18 protein-coding genes are annotated in these 18,309 nt (G+C 59.0%); 3 read left to right on the forward strand and 15 right to left on the reverse strand.

Annotated features, from left to right (window positions below):
- From HU763_RS13960 to HU763_RS13990, 7 genes are all read right to left on the reverse strand, one after another.
- On the reverse strand, window positions 1-1,305 hold the full coding sequence (locus HU763_RS13960; RefSeq protein ID WP_186690665.1) for a CDP-glycerol glycerophosphotransferase family protein: 1,305 nt from the start codon (window positions 1,303-1,305) through the stop codon (window positions 1-3).
- A complete protein-coding gene (locus HU763_RS13965) occupies window positions 1,302-3,146 on the reverse strand; it encodes a sulfatase-like hydrolase/transferase (protein ID WP_186690667.1) in 1,845 nt (614 codons plus the stop codon). The genes HU763_RS13960 and HU763_RS13965 overlap by 4 nt, the downstream gene beginning before the upstream one ends.
- A complete protein-coding gene (locus HU763_RS13970) occupies window positions 3,139-3,831 on the reverse strand; it encodes a YidC/Oxa1 family membrane protein insertase (RefSeq protein WP_170029506.1) in 693 nt (230 codons plus the stop codon). The genes HU763_RS13965 and HU763_RS13970 overlap by 8 nt, the downstream gene beginning before the upstream one ends.
- A gap of 8 nt (window positions 3,832-3,839) precedes the next feature.
- Entirely contained in the window at window positions 3,840-4,625 is a 786-nt protein-coding gene (locus HU763_RS13975) for a phosphocholine cytidylyltransferase family protein (protein WP_186690670.1), read from the reverse strand.
- Window positions 4,626-4,638: 13 nt separating this feature from the next.
- The gene (locus tag HU763_RS13980; RefSeq protein ID WP_202883432.1) at window positions 4,639-5,838 is read right to left on the reverse strand and encodes a pyridoxal phosphate-dependent aminotransferase; all 1,200 of its coding nucleotides are present in this window, start codon (window positions 5,836-5,838) and stop codon (window positions 4,639-4,641) included.
- Entirely contained in the window at window positions 5,838-6,749 is a 912-nt protein-coding gene (gene aepX / locus HU763_RS13985; protein ID WP_186690679.1) for a phosphoenolpyruvate mutase, read from the reverse strand. Before aepX ends, HU763_RS13980 begins: the two co-directional genes overlap by 1 nt.
- 367 nt (window positions 6,750-7,116) lie before the next feature.
- Window positions 7,117-8,301, reverse strand: coding sequence for an MFS transporter (locus tag HU763_RS13990; RefSeq protein WP_186690681.1), 1,185 nt, complete (start codon window positions 8,299-8,301; stop codon window positions 7,117-7,119).
- A gap of 102 nt (window positions 8,302-8,403) precedes the next feature.
- Here HU763_RS13990 and HU763_RS13995 point away from each other — a divergent pair, with 102 nt between their 5' ends.
- Window positions 8,404-9,303, forward strand: a complete 900-nt coding sequence (locus HU763_RS13995; protein ID WP_186690683.1) for a LysR substrate-binding domain-containing protein — start codon at window positions 8,404-8,406, stop codon at window positions 9,301-9,303.
- A gap of 108 nt (window positions 9,304-9,411) precedes the next feature.
- Here HU763_RS13995 and HU763_RS14000 read toward each other — a convergent pair whose 3' ends face one another.
- The 7 genes from HU763_RS14000 to HU763_RS14030 form a co-directional block, all read right to left on the reverse strand.
- Window positions 9,412-10,143, reverse strand: a complete 732-nt coding sequence (locus tag HU763_RS14000; RefSeq protein WP_186690685.1) for a hypothetical protein — start codon at window positions 10,141-10,143, stop codon at window positions 9,412-9,414.
- A gap of 400 nt (window positions 10,144-10,543) precedes the next feature.
- On the reverse strand, window positions 10,544-10,903 hold the full coding sequence (locus HU763_RS14005; protein WP_186690687.1) for a cupin domain-containing protein: 360 nt from the start codon (window positions 10,901-10,903) through the stop codon (window positions 10,544-10,546).
- On the reverse strand, window positions 10,900-11,493 hold the full coding sequence (locus HU763_RS14010) for a GNAT family N-acetyltransferase (protein WP_225931881.1): 594 nt from the start codon (window positions 11,491-11,493) through the stop codon (window positions 10,900-10,902). Before HU763_RS14010 ends, HU763_RS14005 begins: the two co-directional genes overlap by 4 nt.
- Before the next feature lie 326 nt (window positions 11,494-11,819).
- Entirely contained in the window at window positions 11,820-12,194 is a 375-nt protein-coding gene (locus HU763_RS14015; protein WP_186690699.1) for a MerR family transcriptional regulator, read from the reverse strand.
- A gap of 72 nt (window positions 12,195-12,266) precedes the next feature.
- Window positions 12,267-12,842, reverse strand: a complete 576-nt coding sequence (locus HU763_RS14020) for an NAD(P)H-dependent oxidoreductase (protein ID WP_186690689.1) — start codon at window positions 12,840-12,842, stop codon at window positions 12,267-12,269.
- A 308-nt stretch (window positions 12,843-13,150) separates the two neighbouring features.
- A complete protein-coding gene (locus HU763_RS14025) occupies window positions 13,151-14,584 on the reverse strand; it encodes an MFS transporter (RefSeq protein WP_186690691.1) in 1,434 nt (477 codons plus the stop codon).
- On the reverse strand, window positions 14,581-15,144 hold the full coding sequence (locus tag HU763_RS14030) for a cupin domain-containing protein (protein WP_186690693.1): 564 nt from the start codon (window positions 15,142-15,144) through the stop codon (window positions 14,581-14,583). Before HU763_RS14030 ends, HU763_RS14025 begins: the two co-directional genes overlap by 4 nt.
- A gap of 143 nt (window positions 15,145-15,287) precedes the next feature.
- Between HU763_RS14030 and HU763_RS14035 the strand changes: the two genes are divergently transcribed.
- The gene (locus tag HU763_RS14035) at window positions 15,288-16,184 is read left to right on the forward strand and encodes a LysR family transcriptional regulator (protein ID WP_186690695.1); all 897 of its coding nucleotides are present in this window, start codon (window positions 15,288-15,290) and stop codon (window positions 16,182-16,184) included.
- A gap of 230 nt (window positions 16,185-16,414) precedes the next feature.
- Entirely contained in the window at window positions 16,415-16,633 is a 219-nt protein-coding gene (locus HU763_RS14040; protein WP_217884010.1) for a hypothetical protein, read from the forward strand.
- A 406-nt stretch (window positions 16,634-17,039) separates the two neighbouring features.
- Here HU763_RS14040 and HU763_RS14045 read toward each other — a convergent pair whose 3' ends face one another.
- Entirely contained in the window at window positions 17,040-18,206 is a 1,167-nt protein-coding gene (locus tag HU763_RS14045) for an epoxide hydrolase family protein (protein WP_225931882.1), read from the reverse strand.
- Window positions 18,207-18,309: the final 103 nt, after the last annotated feature.

Below are 18,309 nucleotides of genomic sequence, written 5' to 3' on the forward strand. Positions count from 1 at the left end.
TCACTCCGCCTGCCGCGACAGCGCAGCAACCGACGGCTCGCTGACGCCCTGCCCGATCAGTGGCTCGATAGCCTTCAGGATGGGGCCGACGGCATGGCCGTAGTTGACCACGTACTGCTCACGCAAGTGGCGGATGTTGCGCGGGTAGCGGCTGTCCTCGAGCACCTGTGGCAGGTAATCGGTCAGGCGTGGAATCTGCTCCTCGCCCAGGCGCAGGCCGATGTCATCGAGCACGGTCAGTTCCCACGGATCGTACGGCAGGTCGCTGGCCTCGGTGCCTTCACGCACCGGCTCGATGCCGACGGTGATCACCGGGCGTTCGAACAGGAAGGCGTAGTCGAAGATCACCCCCGAAATGTCCGAGACCATCACGTCGCTACGCGCCATGGCGCTGAACGGTGTCGAGGAGAAGTCCCATTGCAGCCGCGGGCCATTGGGGAACAACGCCTGCAACCCCTGGATCAGCTCGGGCTCGGACACCATGCTCTGCGGATGCGGGCGGATGATCAGGTTGATGTCCTGGGCGGTCAGCGCGCTCAGCAACTTGCTACCGTGCAGACGCAGCAGGCCGTTGCGCCCCCAGGTCGGCGCCAGCAGCACGGTCCGGCCGGGGCTGACCAGTTCGGGGGTCTGGTTGCGCAACTGCTCGAGCAGATCGTCGTAGTACAGGCAGCCACCCATGATCAGGTCCTTGGCCGGTAACCCACGCAATTGCTCCAGATAGCGCAGCGTGCGCTCCTGGTGCGGGCCGTTGATCACCACCGAGTCGAAGTAGTCGAACGAGTAAGGCCGGTTGAACGCCTTGTCGGTCGGTGCGTGGACCAGATGCATGTAGTGGCGCACCCGTTTCGAGCGCTTGAACTGCATGACGTCCAGCCCCGGGGTGGTGGAGATGCACAGGTCGGCGCGCAAGCGCGCCAGCAATGCCCAGGCCTTGTGCCCACTGCCGATATAGCAGCCGGTTACCTCGCTCCACGCCTGCAGCCCAGGGTCTTCGCTGTCGGAACTCAGGTACAAGGTCCTGATCCTGGCCTTGGCCAGGGCTGCCAGCAGCGGCCGGAAGGTGCCGTAGTACTGCCGTCCTTCGGAATAGATGACCACCGGCCAGGCTTCCTGCACGCTACGCTCGGCGGTGGCGGCAACCCCCTTGCCGCCACCGCCGAAGCGGTAGTAAAGGCCCTTGACCGAATAGAACGCGGTGGTGACCACGCCGGCTATGAGCGAGAACAGCAGGCTGCCGGTGCCCGGGTCGAGGTACAGGCCGATATAGGGAACAGTGACCGCATGGTCCAGCAACCCGGTCATTGCACCTTGCTCCAGTTACCCGGCACCGAGACGTCGTCCTTGACCTGATAGGTACTGAGGATCTTGTAGGAGTCGGCGTTCTGCCCCTGGGGCTGCCATGGGGTCTCATACAGCTGAACCGGCTCGGTGAGCGGCTGGTTGCTGATGTGCTTGCCGGTGGCACGGTCCACGCAGCCGCCGATCACTTCGCAAACGATACCGGGCACGCTGGCATTGGAGATGAATTCGCGGCTTTCCCGTGGCGCCCCGGTGGCCGCGAACGGCTTGATCATCAGCAGGTTCTGGAACTGCGAGTACAATTCCTGCCGCTCGGCATCCGCCATGTCCTTGAGCAATGGGTTGCGCGATGGCCAGCCATGGTCGGACACCAGCACGAACATGGTGTTGTCGTAGATGCCCTGCTGCTTGAACCAGTCCAGGTAACGGGTCACGCCATTCATCGCGCAGTAGAAGGTGTCATAGATTTCCACCGTGTCCTGGCTGTGCAACTGCTCCAGTTCCTGGGCCGAGGTGCCCAACTGCTTGTTCGGCACGCAGCTTTCGTCGAGCTTGAGCACTGCACGGGTGATGTTGTTGGCCATGAAGGTGAAGGTCGGCCCCGGTGCGTTGGTGTCCGAAAGGCCCGGCAGCGCCAGCAGCGAGAAATAGTTCTCGAGGAACTTGTCCTCGCGCTTCCACCAGGACAGCGAGGCGCCCTGCCAGTCGCCGCCGTCGTACACCTGCCCCTTGAGGCTGTTGGGCGCCGCCTTGTACAGCGAAATCGCCAGGTACTGCTTGAGCACGCCCCAAAGGTATTCGGTGTGCTTGGTCGACATGTGCGCGTTGGTCTGCTGACGGCCGACCGTGTCGATCACGTGGATGCAGTCACCGGCGCCGCGGGCAACGAACTTGTTGCAGTCGCCACGGCGGGCGAAGCCGTACCAGAACGGATCGACGTAACGCACCCCATAGCCCTTGGCGGCGAAGTTGTCCGGATAGAGCATGTAGGCCTGGTCGACCTTCTCTTCCAGGCTGTTTCCCGGGTGTTTGTTGATATTGGCGGCGGTGTAGTCGAAACCACCGAACACCGCCGGCAGGGCATTGAAGGTACGGTTGCCGGTGGACACCACGTTGGAGTACCAGGTGAAACCGCTCAGGCGCTCTGCCGCCGCCGCGTCATGCGCCAGCAGACGAGGAATGTAACCGGCCATGGAACCGTCGATCATCAGCACGACGATGTTCTTCTCGGTCTTGGAGTACGAGATGGTCTGCTTGCCATCGTTGGCCGGCAGTGGAATCGCCGCGATCTTCGATGCCAGGGTCACACCGCTGAACAGTGCGTAGGCACCGCAGATCAGCACGAACAGGGTCAGCGCCTTGCCGACCTGCTCGGCAAACCGGCGCACCAGCAGCCAGGCGGCCCACAGCGCCGCGCCGGCCACTACCACGTCGAGCAGCAGCCGCTGGCTGGAAAACTCCATGGCACGGGGCTCGGAGAACCTGAAGTTGTCGATCATCCCGGCGTCCAGCGGCAACAGGAAGCTGTAGACGCCGGCCACGATCAACAGCCACAGGCCGAGCACGCACAGCAGCTCGAGCAGCGCGCGCGGGGCGAACTTGCCGAGCAGCGCCAACAACGCCAGATAGGCGCTCAGGATCAGCGCATGGGTGGTCGCGTACAGGCGCAGGTAGCCTTCGAGGCCGGTGGCGTCGTCCTCGAAGCTGGTCAGCGCCAGCGGCACCGCCAGTACCAGCAACAGGTACAGGGCGAGGTACGACAGCACGAACAATTTGAGCGGTTTGTCCGCCTTGGCCGCCGCGCTGGCCGGCAGGGCAAGCGCGGGGCTGGTCGAATTAGGCATTGGAAGTCCTTCGAAGGGTCGAGCTGGAACGGGCCACTCGATACACCAGGTTCTTGATCAGGGAAAAAAGGTTGTTGCAGGTCCAGTACAGGACCAGCCCGGCGGGCGACGGATACAGCAGCACGAAGAACAGCATCGCCACGATCCAGGTCTGCAGACGTTCCTGGGAAGACAGGTCACGGCTGTAGACATGGGCCGCCATCAGGTTGATCACGGTCATGACGATGGGCAGCAGGTTGACCCCGCCAAGCAGGCCATCGGCTGCGCCGAGGTTGGCGATACCCATGAAGTGCTCGTACTGCAGCGGCGGGTAGTCACTGAGCAGGCCATAGGCTGCGATGAACACCGGCACCTGGATCAGCAGCGGTACCAGACCGCGCAAGGCGAACACCGGGTGGTAGTGGTGCAGGCGGTACAGGGCGGCAATCATCATGTGCCGCTCCTGGCCTGTGAAGCAGCGCTTGAACTCCTCCAGCTTGGCCTGCATCGCCGCCCGTGCCGCACGTTCGCGGCCCTGCACCTTCTCGGCGAAGTGGTAGGCCGGCAGCAGCACCAGGTTGAACACCAGGCTCAGCATCAGGATCGCCAGGCCGAAGTCGTGGGTGCGCTGATAGCTGGTCTCCAGCACCCACTGGAAACAGTGGGCGATCGGCAGGATCAGCCAGTCATGCAGAACAGCGAACATGCATCACCTCAGGCGTGGGCCAGCGCCGCGGCGCTGAACAGATCGTTGGCGATATCCAGGTCTTCGGCGGTGTCGACTTCGAACCACTTTTCCTGGCCGACCAGCAGCGCGTCGATGCGGTAACCACTGTCGATCAGGCTGTCCATGGCGTACTCCAGGGGCGCCTTGACGCCCTTTTCGGCTACCGTCTGGCGGATGTGGCGCTGCAGCAGCCCAGCCCCGGCGTGGGTCATCGCGGTGATGTTCACGGTCTTGTACGAAGCCTGCAGGGGGAACCCGGCATCGCGCACGGACTCATGCTTCCAGGCACTCACCCGGCCACCCTCGACCAGCGCGAAAGTACCGCTCAGCTCGCTCGACCACGGCGCCAGCACGGTGGCGAAGGCTTCCTCGTCGAGCCCTTGCAGCGAAGCCAGGGCACGGGTGACCAGCGCATCCTCCACCACCACATCACCCTCGAACACCACCACATCGTGGCCCTCCGGCACCGCCTCGAGGCACAGGCTCAACGAGTGCACCGAACCTGAACGGGCATAGATCGGGTTGGTTACGAAGATGCTGTTGAGCTGTGGGTGGTTGCTGCGGATGTAGCTCTCGAGCACATCGCTGAGGTAGCCGACACCGACGATGACGTTGCTGACCTGGTGCGCCTGCAACTGCTCCAGCAGGCGGCTGATGATGGTCTTGCCGGCCACCTCGACCAGGCACTTGTTCTTCGCCAGGGTCTGGTCTTCCAGGCGCGAGCCAAGGCCAGCCGCCAGGATGATCACCGAAACAGGGGTTTCCTTACTCATTTGCCGATGCTCCTCAATTGAACCGGGCGAAGAATTCACGTAGACGTTGCATACCCGTGGCCACATCAGCGTCGCTCACGGCGTAGGAAATGCGGATACCGCTCGGGTCGCCGAAGCCGGCGCCAGACACCACGGCCACCTTGGCCTCGGCGAGGATCAGCTCGACCAGTTCGTCGGTGCTGCGCACCTGTTTGTCGCCATAGCACCGGCCGATGAACCATTGGATGTCGGCGAACACATAGAACGCCCCCATCGCCGGCGCTACATGCAGGTGCTCGATACCGGCCAGGGCCTCGTGGATGACCTGCAGGCGCGCGTCAAGAATCGCATTGGCGGTGGCGATGAAGTCTGCCGAGTCATCGAGTGCCCGGGACACCGCCACCTGTGCCACCACGTTGGGGTTCGAGGTGGTGTGGCCCTGCAGGTTTTCCATGGCCTTGATCACCTGCTCCGGTGCACTGACGTAGCCCAGCCGCCAGCCGGTCAGCGCCATGCTCTTGGAGAACGAATTGACGATGACCGTGCGCTCCTTCAGCTCGGGCATCAGCGTGACGATGCTGTGATGCTCGCCGCCGTTGCGGATCAGCCGTGAATAGCATTCGTCGAAGATGATCCACAGGTCGTGCCGGATGGCCAGTTCACCGATACGTCGCAGGGCTTCGCTGTCGTAGACCGCGCCAGTCGGATTGTTCGGCGTATTGATCAGAATCGCCCGGGTCTGCGGGGTGATGGCGGCAGCGACACGCTCGGCAGTCAGCTGGTAGCCCTCGGGCCGAGTGTCGACCAGCACCGGCTTGCCACCCGCCAGTTCGATCTGGGTCGGGAAGGTTACCCAGTAAGGGATCGGAATGATCACCTCGTCGCCCGGGTTGATCAGCACCATCGCCGCATTGTAGAGCGCCTGCTTGGCGCCTGCGGTCATCCCGACCTCGTTCCAGGCGTAGGCCACGCCCAGTTGCTCGCTGACATGCGCGGCCAGCTGTTGGCGGATCTTCTTCTCGCCGAGGGCGGGCGTGTAGGTGTTGCATTTACCTTTGATCGCCTCGATGGCCGCCTGTTTGAGGCTGTCGAGGGTGTCGAAGTCTAGTTCGCCAGCGGCAAAGTTGATCACCGACTCGCCGCGTTCCTTGAGTTCGTTGGCGATGCCGCGCATGCGCGAAGTGCTCGGCGCAACGACCAGGTCATTGCGCAAGGCCAGAGTTGGGCTGGTCATTATTTGGTACCCGGAATGAGTTCGAGGATTTCCTTGATCGACAGGCAGCGAGGCTCGACTTCGAGCGTACGCCCGGACAACAGAATATTGTCGGCCACCTGTTTCATTGCCATATAGGCGGAGCGCAACATATGGTTGGCATAAATGACGATATTGAACCCTTCTGCCTCGAGCGCCTCGAACGGAATACTCGAATAACTGGTCGGCACACACACCAGCGGTACAGTTGGATGACGCTCGCGGAACGTCCGGGCAAAGGCGAAGATTTCGTCAGGCGTTTCCTGGCGGCTATGAATCATTACCCCATCGGCACCCGCTGCGACATAGGCATCGGCCCGGGTCAGTGCATCGTCATGACCGGCATCGAGGATAAGGCTTTCTATGCGCGCAATGATCATGAAGTCACTGGAAATTTGCGCACGCTTGCCCATGCGAATCTTGTTGCAGAAGTCTTCGATAGTTTCCTGTTGCTGGAAGACTTCATTGCCAAACAATGAGTTCTTCTTCAGGCCGGTTTTGTCTTCGATGATGACCGCCGACACCCCGAGGCGCTCGAGCGAACGGACGTCAAACGCAAAGTGCTCGGGCTTGCCACCGGTGTCGCCATCCATGATCAGCGGCTTGCTGGTAACTTCGAAGATATCATTGACGTTGGCCAGCCGGTCCTTGATCGCCAGCACTTCGATATCCGGCTTGCCACGCGCGGTAGAGTCGGTCAACGAGCTGGACCAGAAACCGTCATAGACCCGCAGTTGGCCGTCGACCGTTTGCGAGGCATGTTCGGCAAGAATCGCGGATATCGGGTTATGGGCCTCGAGAAAACGCAGGCAACGCTTATCGCTCAGTAAGTTCCTAAGTGATGCTGCGCGGCGATCTGCAGAAATAAACTTGAAGGCTGCTTGAGTGCTCATTATTTTCCCCCGGCAAAAGTTGGCCATTACACCGAACATAAACATTCGGTGCCCCTATGTATTGACCTCTATTGTTATCGTGCAGCAGATGACACCCCCGACAAGTCGGGAAGTCCTGTTCGTCAACTGCGATGTCCACCAGGCACAGCTGGCGGCCACCTTAAAAAAGCATAGCCACAGGGCAAAAGCAACAAATTATTACAGCCTTATTAACAAGCGATGAATCAGTGGAAACAAACTATGCGCCACCCCACGCACGATTCGTTTACTTATTATTGTGCAGGCGAAGATACCGATTCCATCGGCCAAGCCCAATGTTCATTAGGTTTTCCCGTTATTGTTCAGGCCCACACGCCTCGAATATGAATTAACGCACTTCCCCTCCGGCAACTTGTTGATCCGCCGCTGGCGGCTGGACCATTGGCAGGCGCACGGCGGGCCGCTGGGCGCAGGCCAAGGCACTGATCGCCAAGGCCAGCGCAGCCAACGCGTACACCCACACCGGCGCCATCAAGGGCAGCACCACCGCCGCCAACATGGGGCCGATGCCGGCCCCGATATCGCGCCACACTGCATTCGCCGCCAACGCCCGGACACGCTGCTGACCGGGATTACGCTCGGCGACTACTGGCCCCACCAGTGGCAATTGCAACGCACGCAGCACCAACACCAGGCCACCCCCCGCGACCAGCCAGTGGCAACCGAATGCCACCAGCGCTGCGGCGGTGAGTAGCGCTAACCCGACCAGCATGCGCGTCGCTCCCCAGCGCTGCGCGAGCAGGCCGCCCAGCGGGCTGAGCAGCAGCTCCGACAGGTAGCGAACCGCCAGCAACCCGCCTGCGACCAGCACCGCGTCCGCCCCCAGCAGCTGCTGCGTCAACAGCGAGAGGCCGATGATGAACAGGCCATCCAGGGTCACCCCCTCGGTGAATGACCACATCGCCACGCTGTCCGGCCGCCGGAAGCGGGGCTGCGCCTCAGGCAATGGATGCGCCGCAGCGGGCAGTCCCCTGGCCAGCCATGCCCCAAGCAGCGAACTGGCCACCATCGCCAGGAAGATCAGCCGGGGTCCGTGCTCCAGGCTCAGCAGTGCCCCCAGCGGCAACGCCAGCATCGGGCCAACGGCAACCAGCGCGCGCGATCGCCCGCTGCGCCGCGCGGCGCCAGCAGCCTGTGCAGTCGCCATGACCTGGGTCGACAGGTTCAGCGCAGCATAGGCCAGCCCCCAGAGCAGACGTAGCAGCAGCAACGCCCAGAACCCGGAGAGCGTCGCATAGCCCAATGCACACAGGGCGGCGCAGCCGGCCGCCACCATCGAACTGGGGCGATCCCCCCAGCGGGCATAGCCTTTCATCACGTAGTGGTAGCCGAAGATTCGCACCAGCCGGTTGGCCGCCAGCAAGATCCCGGCTTCACCCAAGGTAATGCCGAACGCCTGGTACTGCATCGGCAGCAACAGGTAGAGCAGGACGTCGCCGGGCAGGCACAAGCTCAGGATCAACGCTGCGCGCAGCGAAGCCCGATCAGCTGAGCAGATGGTGGTGGTACCCATGGACGACGACCAGAAGACAAGTAGAGCGGCGTTCAGAGTGGCGCGAAGCAGCGCCGCTGACAAACGCTTTAATTGTGCGTCTGATGTCAGTAAATTAGACACATGATCAGCGACCTCCCCCCCATGAACGCGGTCCGGGCCTTTGCCTCTGCCGCGCGCCATCAAAGCTTCAGCCGTGCTGCCGAAGAGCTGCATGTCACCCACAGCGCCGTCAGCCGCCATATCCGCTTGCTTGAAGAGCACCTGGGCGTACTGCTGTTCGAACGGCGGAATCGGCAGTCGGTACTTACCCCGACCGGCCAGGCCTACTACCAGCAGATCAGCCTGGGCCTGGCGCAAATCGCCAACGCCACCCAGGCCCTGACCGGCAGTAGCGCAGCGCGCAAGGTGATCATCAATGTGCGCCCGTCCTTTGCCGTGCGCTGGCTGATCCCACGGTTGCCCGATTTCATGGCGCAATTTCCGGAGATCAAACCGGAGGTGGTGACCAGCACCCTGGCCCCGGATCCATCGCGTGAAGCCTTCGATGTGGTGGTGCGCCGTGGCAGCTCGGGCTGGGCGGCCGAGCTGGAACCGAACGTGCTGCTCGAGGATGACCTGCTGCTGGTGGCGGCCCCTTCCCTGCTGCAGGCGATACCGGTTCAGGCGCCAGCGGATGTGCTGCGCCATACCCTGCTCTCGGGCAGGACACGCAGTGGTGATTGGCAGGCCTGGTGCAAGCTGGCCGGAGTCAGCCAGGCAAGGCAGCAGCCGGCACTGCAGTTCGATCACATGCACCTGGTGCTGCAAGCGGCCGTCGACGGCCTTGGCGTGGCACTGTGCCCGGCCTCGCTGCTGGGCAAGGACCTGGCTACCGGCCGCCTGTACAACCCCCTGCCCCATCTACGCCTGCCTTTGACTCGCTATTACTATGGCGTGTCGCAGGATGCGGTGGCCGAAACCCAGGTGTTCATCGACTGGATGTTCTCCCGGTTCCAACACGACAGCGGTGCCCTCGCCTGATTTACCAACGGTCTGGCGCCGGGAGTCGACAGCGGATCAGGAAAGTGACTGTAGCAAAATAAAAGAGTCACGCTCGGCGTGACTCTTTTATTTCAGCGGACTGCGTGTTTAAAGTGATTGCAGAGAAATACTGGCATTGGTCGAGTCTTGCGGACTGTCAGCGTCCATCCAGACCCACTGAGTACCGTCACCTTGCAAGTTGTTACTGATACTTTGAATCTGCGTTGCCACAATATTGACCGCACCGGGTTGCGAAGCGGTAGGCCCGATATTGGTGACTTGCCCTGCCAGCAAGCCGTTGGACGTTTCATTCACAACAAACACTGTCGCAGCCGCTTCGCGGAACTGGCACGAGATAAACTGGGTGATCTTGCTGACGATGGTCAGGTTCATCCATTTTGACGGCGGCACCGCATAATAGCGACTGTATTTGTTGAACGGATATTGCTCGCCGTTGGCCTGCAAGGGGTTATTGTTAAGACCGCTGGTGTTGGTCGGCATGCTGGTACTGCCCAACCACAGTTCGACCTGGGCCATGCCACTGTTGCTGGGTAAGGAGACCGAAATGGTCTGGGTGTCGGTACCCGAAACGAAGCCCATCGAGGCCAACCCTGCATTAGCCGTGGTGCCTGGCACGGTAATGCGTGCCGGAGGCTGGCTATTGCTCCATACCACACTGACGGTGGCATTGTTGTCACTCCCCGCCGAGTTATAGAGGAAAATCCCGTATATCTGACCCGGGCGTAACGTGGTGCAGGTGGCGGTATCCCCTGGATTCAGAGTGATGCGTTGGCCACCATTCCAGTTGATTTGTGATGCGGCGATAGCGAAGCTTTCCATTTGGATAGTCCTTTAATAGATCCGTCGTGATTGGCGCGCGTACATCCTTAATATCCGTTGCGCGATAACGAGCTTAGCCACCTGGTAAAAAAAGGCTATCGCACGATTAGAATCATTGGCGATTAGTGAAAAACAGCTAAAAGCCATTTATCTTTTCTAATTAAACGACCGCTCTTTCCATGCAAATGGATAGTGCAACAATGCCTGCAATGACAAATGGATGCCTGCTACTTTTTCGGATGCTACTGACTATTCCCAGCGCTTCGGCTATACGACCAATGGCGCGCCGTCGCGTTTCCCACCCTTGGGAATACGCGGATTGTGAGTGCGGCCTTGTTGCGAAGGGGCTGCGCAGCAGCCCCGGCAGTTTTCAGGCAGACGCTGAAACGCGACCCCGTGCCTAGTTCGTGGGCAACAGGATGACGAAGTTCTTTTTCATGTCTTCCAGCACGGTCCATTTGCCCTTGGCGCCCGGTTCGATAATGAACGTGTCGCCAGCGGCCAGTGTGATGGGCTCGCAACCCTCAAGCTCGATGACACAACATCCACTCAGGACATGGCAGAACTCCCAGACTTTGTAGTCGATGCGCCACGCGCCGGTGCTGGCTTGCCACTCACCGGAAATGCGCCCTTGCTGTTCATCGTGATAGTACTTGGACGTCAGCGTATGAGGGGTGCCTTCCACAATCTCTTCAAAAAAGGGAAGATCGCGCACCGGTTGGATATCGAGTTCGCGGAACACGGTCAGTTTCTGGGTCATGGTTTTTTCTCGAGCACGTTGTGGTTAGGGCGATACATCAAATAGGCTTCACCGGTTACGCCCAGCATCGGGTGCGGAACGATCTGGCAGGTTTTGACGATTTGAAAACCGTGACGTTCGTAGAAGCGGCGTGCACCGTGGTTTTCTGCATAGTCGATCAGGCACAGCCCATCCAGGCCAGCGTCATCAGCGCGCTGCTGGGCGTGGCGAAGAAACTGGGCGCCCAGCCCCTGGCTGCGCCAGGCCTCATCCAGGGCCAGGCTGGATATGTACAAGGTGTCAGGTATTTCCATGTCGGAATAAGGCGCAAGGACCGGGTCAGTCTCGACCGGCCTGTCAGGGGTCTCGCGCAAGGCATAGCTGTGCATCATGCCGATGACCCGGTCTTCGAAAGTGGCCATCAGGCAGTTCTTGTAAGAAAAGTCGCCCTGCTCCCTGGCATAGCGAGACGCACCGACACTCAGCAATGCTTCTCCAGGTGCGGCAAGCTTGCTCCATATGTAATCGGCCATGCCTTCCGATGTCAGTTGAAAGAAGCGCGCTATATCGTGCGCGTCCGAGGCTTGAGCGGGTCTGAAGTCGACAGGCATGTACGGTGCTCCCATGGGATCGGGTGATTGGTTTTCAAGGATTGCGCCTTTGACAGGGTGGCAGCGTAGGCGGGTTGAACGGCGCCCATCATGCTCTGGGCGAACACCGTCAGCACGGCGTGCGACGTTGCCCCATGCTCAAAGGCACGTGGCTGTCCAATGGCTGAGGCCTGGGGAAGCGATCGTGCAGTTGCCGGAGGTAGTGGCTACCTCAGCACAATCGGGAATAAACCCATGTCATTTACAAGTTTGCACCACCCATCCTTGGTCGAACCCGCTCCTGCGGCGATCGCATTCAGGTCGGAGCCAGCAGCTCGCTTCGTTGCTTATGGCAGACGCTCAAGCCCGCACTGATACCTGGCACCTGCAAGGCTTGCTTCAAACGCCTCGAGCCCTGCGTATATCTGTTGCAGCCCAGTGATTTGCCCCAGCACTTCGCGTTTCTTGTCGGCAATGGCCTTGCCCGCCAACTCCCACGGCAAATCAGCCCCCTGATGCCCCAGCAGAATCGCCTGCAGTTCTTTCAGTTTGAAACCCAACTGCTGCGCGCATTTGATGAATGTCAGCAGCTCGACACTCTGCTGAGTGTAAACGCGGTACTGCCCCTGGCGCTCGGGTGGCGGCAGCAGGCCGATCGCTTCATAGTGGCGGATGGTCTTGACCGTGGTGCCCGACAGTTGGGCGGCTTTGCCGATATACATGAATGTCCTTTTCATAAGGGAGCGGGGCATCATTGCATGGCGCCAGCGGTTCGGGAACCACATAGCAGCAGGTCAGCTGGCGATGCTTCGTGCCAGTTCGAGCCAGGTTCCACGCCGCCGCGCGCTGGAGCCGAGCAGCGGCCCGAACATCAGGGTACGCAGCGTTCTGATACCGCAGAACTGCAACGTGGTCTTGCGCACTTGGTGAAGGCCAGGCATGCGATACACCCAGCGGTAGTACCACGGCGGTGTATCCATCGTCACCAGCAGATGCGCTGTTCGCCCCTTGAGCAATTGTTCGGGGAAGGCCTTGCCCGCCCTGTACTGAAACGCGAAACCGGGCAGGAACACGCGGTCGAAAAAGCCTTTCATCAATGCAGGGATGCCGCCCCACCAAATGGGGTAGATAAAGGCCAGGTGCTCGGCCCAGGTGATGTCAGCCTGGGCCCTGAGCAGGTCGGGTTCCAGTGGCTGCGCTTGCCGGTAGCCGCTGCGCAGCACCGGGTCGAAGCTCAAGGCATCAAGCCGTAACACCCTTACATCATGGCCGGCACTTCTGGCCGCTTCGACATAACTCTCGGTCAGCGCTGCGCAGAAACTCTCGCCTGACGGGTGCCCCAGCACCACTAGTACTCGTTTGCTCATCATCACTTCATCCAGAACATGAAGCGTGCAGGGTAAAGCCTGACCCTAACGGGAGAGTCAACTGGCCAGGCTGCTTTAAGGCCGTTGCAGTGCGTGACATCCAGCGGCCAGGGCTAGAAATTCGTACCCGTGACGGACTCTCTTGCCTTGGGGCTTGCGTGGATTCGGATGTGTTCGCCTTGGGGTATGTAGCGCCTATGAGATCGGGGCCACGCGGGCGCACTCGATCTCATGGGCAATGAGGTTGTCTCGGGTCGAACTTCATCCATGACACGCTAATGATAAAAATCGATGTCTTGGGATTCAGTGCATTAGTTAGAAACTGATGCTTTAGGCATGCCTTGCAGTGTGCTTATAAGGGCAGCGAGTAAGTTCAATGAGGCTCCCGCGCAAAGGGCAAATTGAGGCGCAGAGTCGGCGGGAAGCAGGTTAAAGAGCAATGTCATGATGACAGCACCAGCCGTTTGCCCGAGTAGGCGAGCGGTACCCTGCATGCCCCCAGCCGCACCACTCCGACTCTTTGGCGCCGCGAGGAACATGTTGCGGTTGTTGGCCACGTTGAAGAGGCTGAACCCGACACCGCAGAGCATGGTCAGTGGCACAAGGATGATGAGATTTTCCCGCAGAGGCCAAAGTGCAGCCCCTGTTAATCCTGTGGCAAGACAAACTCCACCCACGGAGCAGAGCCAGGCAGTCGAACATCGGTTTGCTAGGCGGCTCGCTAGCGGAGCGAACAGGGCGACTGTTAAAGGCCAGGGAATCATATAGAGGCCTGTCTCCAGCACCCCTTGTCCGAGGCCGTGCTGCAGGTAGAAGGGCAGCGCTACCAAGCCTGCAGTTAGCCCGGCAAAGGAAAGCACGGATGCAATAACCGAAATACGGAATGAATTGGAACTGAGTAGATCTAGCGGAATCAGTGGTGCTTCCTTCTGCCGTTCACGCTTTACCAATAGCCCCAGCTGAGTAGCAGAAATAGTCAGTAATGCTACAGCCAGCACAGGGTGTTCCGTGATGACGCCAGCGGCTATGACCAGTGATGCAAATGTTCCGGCATTCAATGCCATGCTCAACAGATCGGCTTTACGCGCGGTACCGTCCACTACCGGTAATGCGCCAGCCGCTAGCATTACCCAGAGCCCGAAAGGGAGCAGAACAGCAAACAGCCATGGCCAGGCGACCACGCCGAGAATCGCTGCTCCCAAGGCAGGCCCTGCTGCTGATGACAAAGCAACAACAAGTGCATTCCAGCCTATCGCCGCGCCTAACTGATGGCTCGGTACAACTTGGCGCAACAGTGCAATGGCGAGAGCCATAATTGCCGCACCTCCCAGCCCCTGGAGCAACCGCGCAGCAATCAGCCAGGAGAGCGTCGGGGCCAGAGCGCACATCAGCGTACCAGCCAGAAAAATCGCAATGCCCCAGCGAAATACCTTGCGGTAACCAAGACTTTCTCCCAGTGCCGCACAGGGCAGCAACGTGGTCAAAAGGGCCGCCTGGTTAGTGGTGATGATCCAGATTGATAACGCTGGAGGCACTTGCAGCGATTGGGCAATCGTTGGCAGAGCCGTATTAGTTATTGCGGTGTTGAGTACCACGAGTGCCAGAGCTGCCAGCACTGAGGCGATGGCAGCGAGGTGCCGCGGTGCGGGTCGCAGTAGGCGCGCATCCAAAGCATGCTCCGTTGCGGCAGCATGCTCAGGTTGTGGGGCGCGGACGCCGGTTTCGGGAGCAGGATCGCGTTTCATGACTTCAGCCATCCGGGGATACACTGGATAGCCGGGACCCAATCACCATCCTGCTTGACGTACCTTGTTAGCTTGCCGGCCTCTTGGTCTTCCTTCTTCAAGTCTCGCTCGGTGAAGCGAAAGAGCAACGCGGGTCCGCTGATGCACTGCGTATCGTGGATATCGCCAGGCAAGAAGACCAGAGTTTGACCGGCGCTCACCGTTGTGGATCCGCGCTTCACCAGTTTCACCTTGCCATCCGAGTCCTGAACCTTGGCATAGGTGCCCATTTCTATTTCACCCTGCTGCACTGCGTAAATGACCCAGCTCCGACCGTGATCATGAGGCGGCCGGTAGAGCCCTTCAGGCTCGGTATGTGCCAACAGTACAAATCCGTTGTCCGGATCTCGGTGCATCTCTTGTTGAGCCGGTGCTTGCTGGTGCAGTTCAGCCAGCCAGGGCTCGGTGGCAGGTGTCTTCAGGAGCTCATCCAACTGCTGCTGGCAGCCGGCGACCACTGCAGAACTTAGCGGTGCCCAGATTGATTGGACACGCTCAACAAATCTGTTCAACGAGCTCATAGATTCTCTCCTCATTCAGTTCGGTACGGTTGTGCCGATGGAGAGAACTGTATTCAGCGTATACGTATGGCGGAAGGCGCAATAATTGCACTTTATAGTTGCGCCGGACGCTATATGTCAGCGGATTGGGCTAAGATGAGGCTATGTCAAATCCAGACCTCAATCTGCTCATTACCCTCGACGCAGTTCTTGCTGAAGGCAGTGTCACGCGTGCCGCCAAACGCCTACGCCTCAGCCCCTCAGCCATGAGCCGGGCACTTGCGCGGCTTAGAGAAACCACTGGAGATCCGCTTTTAGTCAGGGCGGGACGAGAGCTCGTGCCAACTCCCAGGGCGATCGAGCTGCGTGAGCATGTCGCTCAGCTTGTGCGTGATGCACAGGAAGCTTTGCGGCCAGCGGAGCTCCTTGACCTCGAAACACTGGAGCGGACCTTCGCAGTCAGGACCAGTGAGGGGTTTGCTGAGAATTTTGGTCCGGCACTTATCGCACATGTTGCGCAAAAGGCACCAGGAGTAAGACTGTTCTTTATGCAGAAGCCGGACAAAGACAGTAAACCATTACGCGATGGAATCGTGGATCTAGAAACCGGCGTCATAGATCTGGCCTCTGCCCCCGAGCTCAGAGGCCAGGCTTTGTTCAGGGACAATTACATTGGCGTGGTACGCGACACGCATCCACTGAGCCGCGGCACAATCACTTCGGAAAAGTATGCGGCTGGCATGCATATCTCCGTATCACGAGAAGGGTTGGAAAAAGGTCCCTTGGATGACGCGCTGCTGTTGCTCGGGCTGCAACGAAGAGTAGTAACGATAGTCGGTGGCTTTTCGACCGCGTTAGGATTGGCTCGGGGCTCAGACCTCATCGCAACCGTGCCAGAGCGCCATACCGCGAGTTTGCGCGACGGTATGTATAGCTTCCCGCTTCCATTCCATATGCCGGAGTTCACCGTTTCATTGCTTTGGCATCCACGATTCAGTGCAGATCCCGCTCATCGATGGCTTAGAGATCTGATCCTGCACGTTTGCAAGAAAGGTGAATAGGTTCGGTGCTCTGTGAACCTCTACATATTTAGTGATGTTTGCTCAACTTGCCGGTAATCAGTCCGCTTTTGGCCGATTGCTGTCCTCCACGAAGGGCAGCTATGGGTCGGAAGCTGCTGGTCACGAATGACCGCTATCGACCCATAACTGCCCATCTGATTGGAAAGACCGATCTTGTTGGGGCGACAGGCCCTTGGTACGTTTGCGACCCTCTACTGATGGAAACCTGCATGGAAACCGATTCGTCATTGCAGATCGAACGCGCAGCTTATGAGGAGTTCGTCCGGCTTTGGAGACAAGGGCACTTCGAGCATCAGCGACTGGGCCAAGCGTTTTACAACCACTTCAATCTGCACAAAATCGCCGGTCAGGCTGCATTGCGTGACCTTTACGAAGCAGGCGGTGAGAAAGCGTCAGGCTTGATTTTGAGGCTTTTCCGCCTGCACTGAATGGCAGCTTTCGACCCAAAGCGGACGTTCATCGTGAAATTTTCAGCGCCTATCAGATCGAGCGCCGCCCGCGCGGCGCCTCGCGAGCTGCGCTCGCTCCTAGGTTTGTTTCCGGCCAGTAACGCCTGTGACAGGCGCGCGCGACCGCCTTGTTGATACGACGCGATATTGCGCCATGAGCCAAGGCGTCCGCGCGAAAACCCCACAGAAATAATTGGCCCGAAAGAAACGTAGGAGCGAGCGCAGCTCGCGATGCGCCGCGCGGGCGGCGCTCGATCTTCGATTGTTCGTCTCCCTGCGCGAAGGAAGACTGTGAATGGCTTATAGAATTTCCAAAAAGTGCTCTCTTTGGTATTGATGCCTACGGTAATGTGTGGCGGCCGATGAGGCCGCCGCCTTTTTCCGCTTATCGGAGCAATCGGTAAGCTGCCCGAACCTCTTCGATAAAGATCGCCGGTTGCTCAAGAGCCGCGAAATGCCCCCCTTTTTCGGTTCGATTCCAATGAATCAATTTTGGATATGACATTTCGGCCCATTCTTTGGGCGGAGTCCAAATCTCGCCAGGAAACACAGAAACTGCTACTGGAATTTTAACTTGGATGGAATTGTAGTGCGCATCGGCGTTTTCATAATAAATTCGGCCGGACGACGCTGCGGTATTTGTCACCCAATATAGCGTCACACTGTCAAGAATTTGATCCCGAGTGAGCACGTTGAGAGGGTCGCCATTGCTGTCCGTCCAGCTCGCAAACTTCTCGTAAACCCAGGTCAGCAGCCCAATAGGTGAGTCGCTAAGGGCGTAGCCAATGGTTTGAGGACGCGTCATCATTTCGATATGATACCCGGCGCCATTCGCCATGAAGCGATCAAGTTGGTCATACACAACTTGTTCCTCTGGCTTAGGATGCTCTGGTTTATTCATCGGGGTGATCAGAGGCAAGTTGGTGTGGATGGCCATCAGACCTGGAAGCTGGAGGCGTCCCATTTCCGTTACAATGTGGCTACCCCAGTCACCTCCCTGAGCTACGTATTCCGGATAACCAACCCGCTCCATCAGCTCGTGAAAGGCTTTACCAATGCGATTTCGGTTCCAGCCAGTACTGGAGGGTTTATCCGAGAAGCCGAATCCAGGGAGTGAAGGAATCACGAGGTGGAACGCATCTTCAGCTCTGCCACCGTGCTTGGTAGGATTAACGAGCGGATCGACGGAGTCGAGGAACTCGAGCACAGATCCAGGCCACCCGTGAATCATAAGAAGCGGCAAGGCGTTCTCATGTGGAGACCGAATGTGCATAAAGTGAATACCCAAGCCCTGGATATCGGTTTTAAAATGGTCGAACTGATTGAGCCGCTTCTCAATCTTCCGCCAATCATATTTATCGCGCCAGTATTCGATTAGATCCTTTACACGTTCAAGCTGTGGCCCTTGCGAGTCATCCTCAACCGTTTCCCTTTCAGGAAAGCGAGTGAGCTCCAGGCGTAGCTTTAGATCCTTGAGAGTTGAATCAGAGATACTGATTTCAAATTTCTTGATCTGGCTTGATTCATCTTGAGCGGCTAGCATATTCGGCATATGATTCTCATCTTGATTTGATAGGCGATGAGCATGAAGTATCTGTACTTGGCCGCACTTAAGAAACACCGGCAATGGCCACGATCTGTATCCCTAGAAGAGA

The sequence above is a fragment of the Pseudomonas anuradhapurensis genome (assembly GCF_014269225.2).
Lineage (GTDB): Bacteria > Pseudomonadota > Gammaproteobacteria > Pseudomonadales > Pseudomonadaceae > Aquipseudomonas > Aquipseudomonas anuradhapurensis.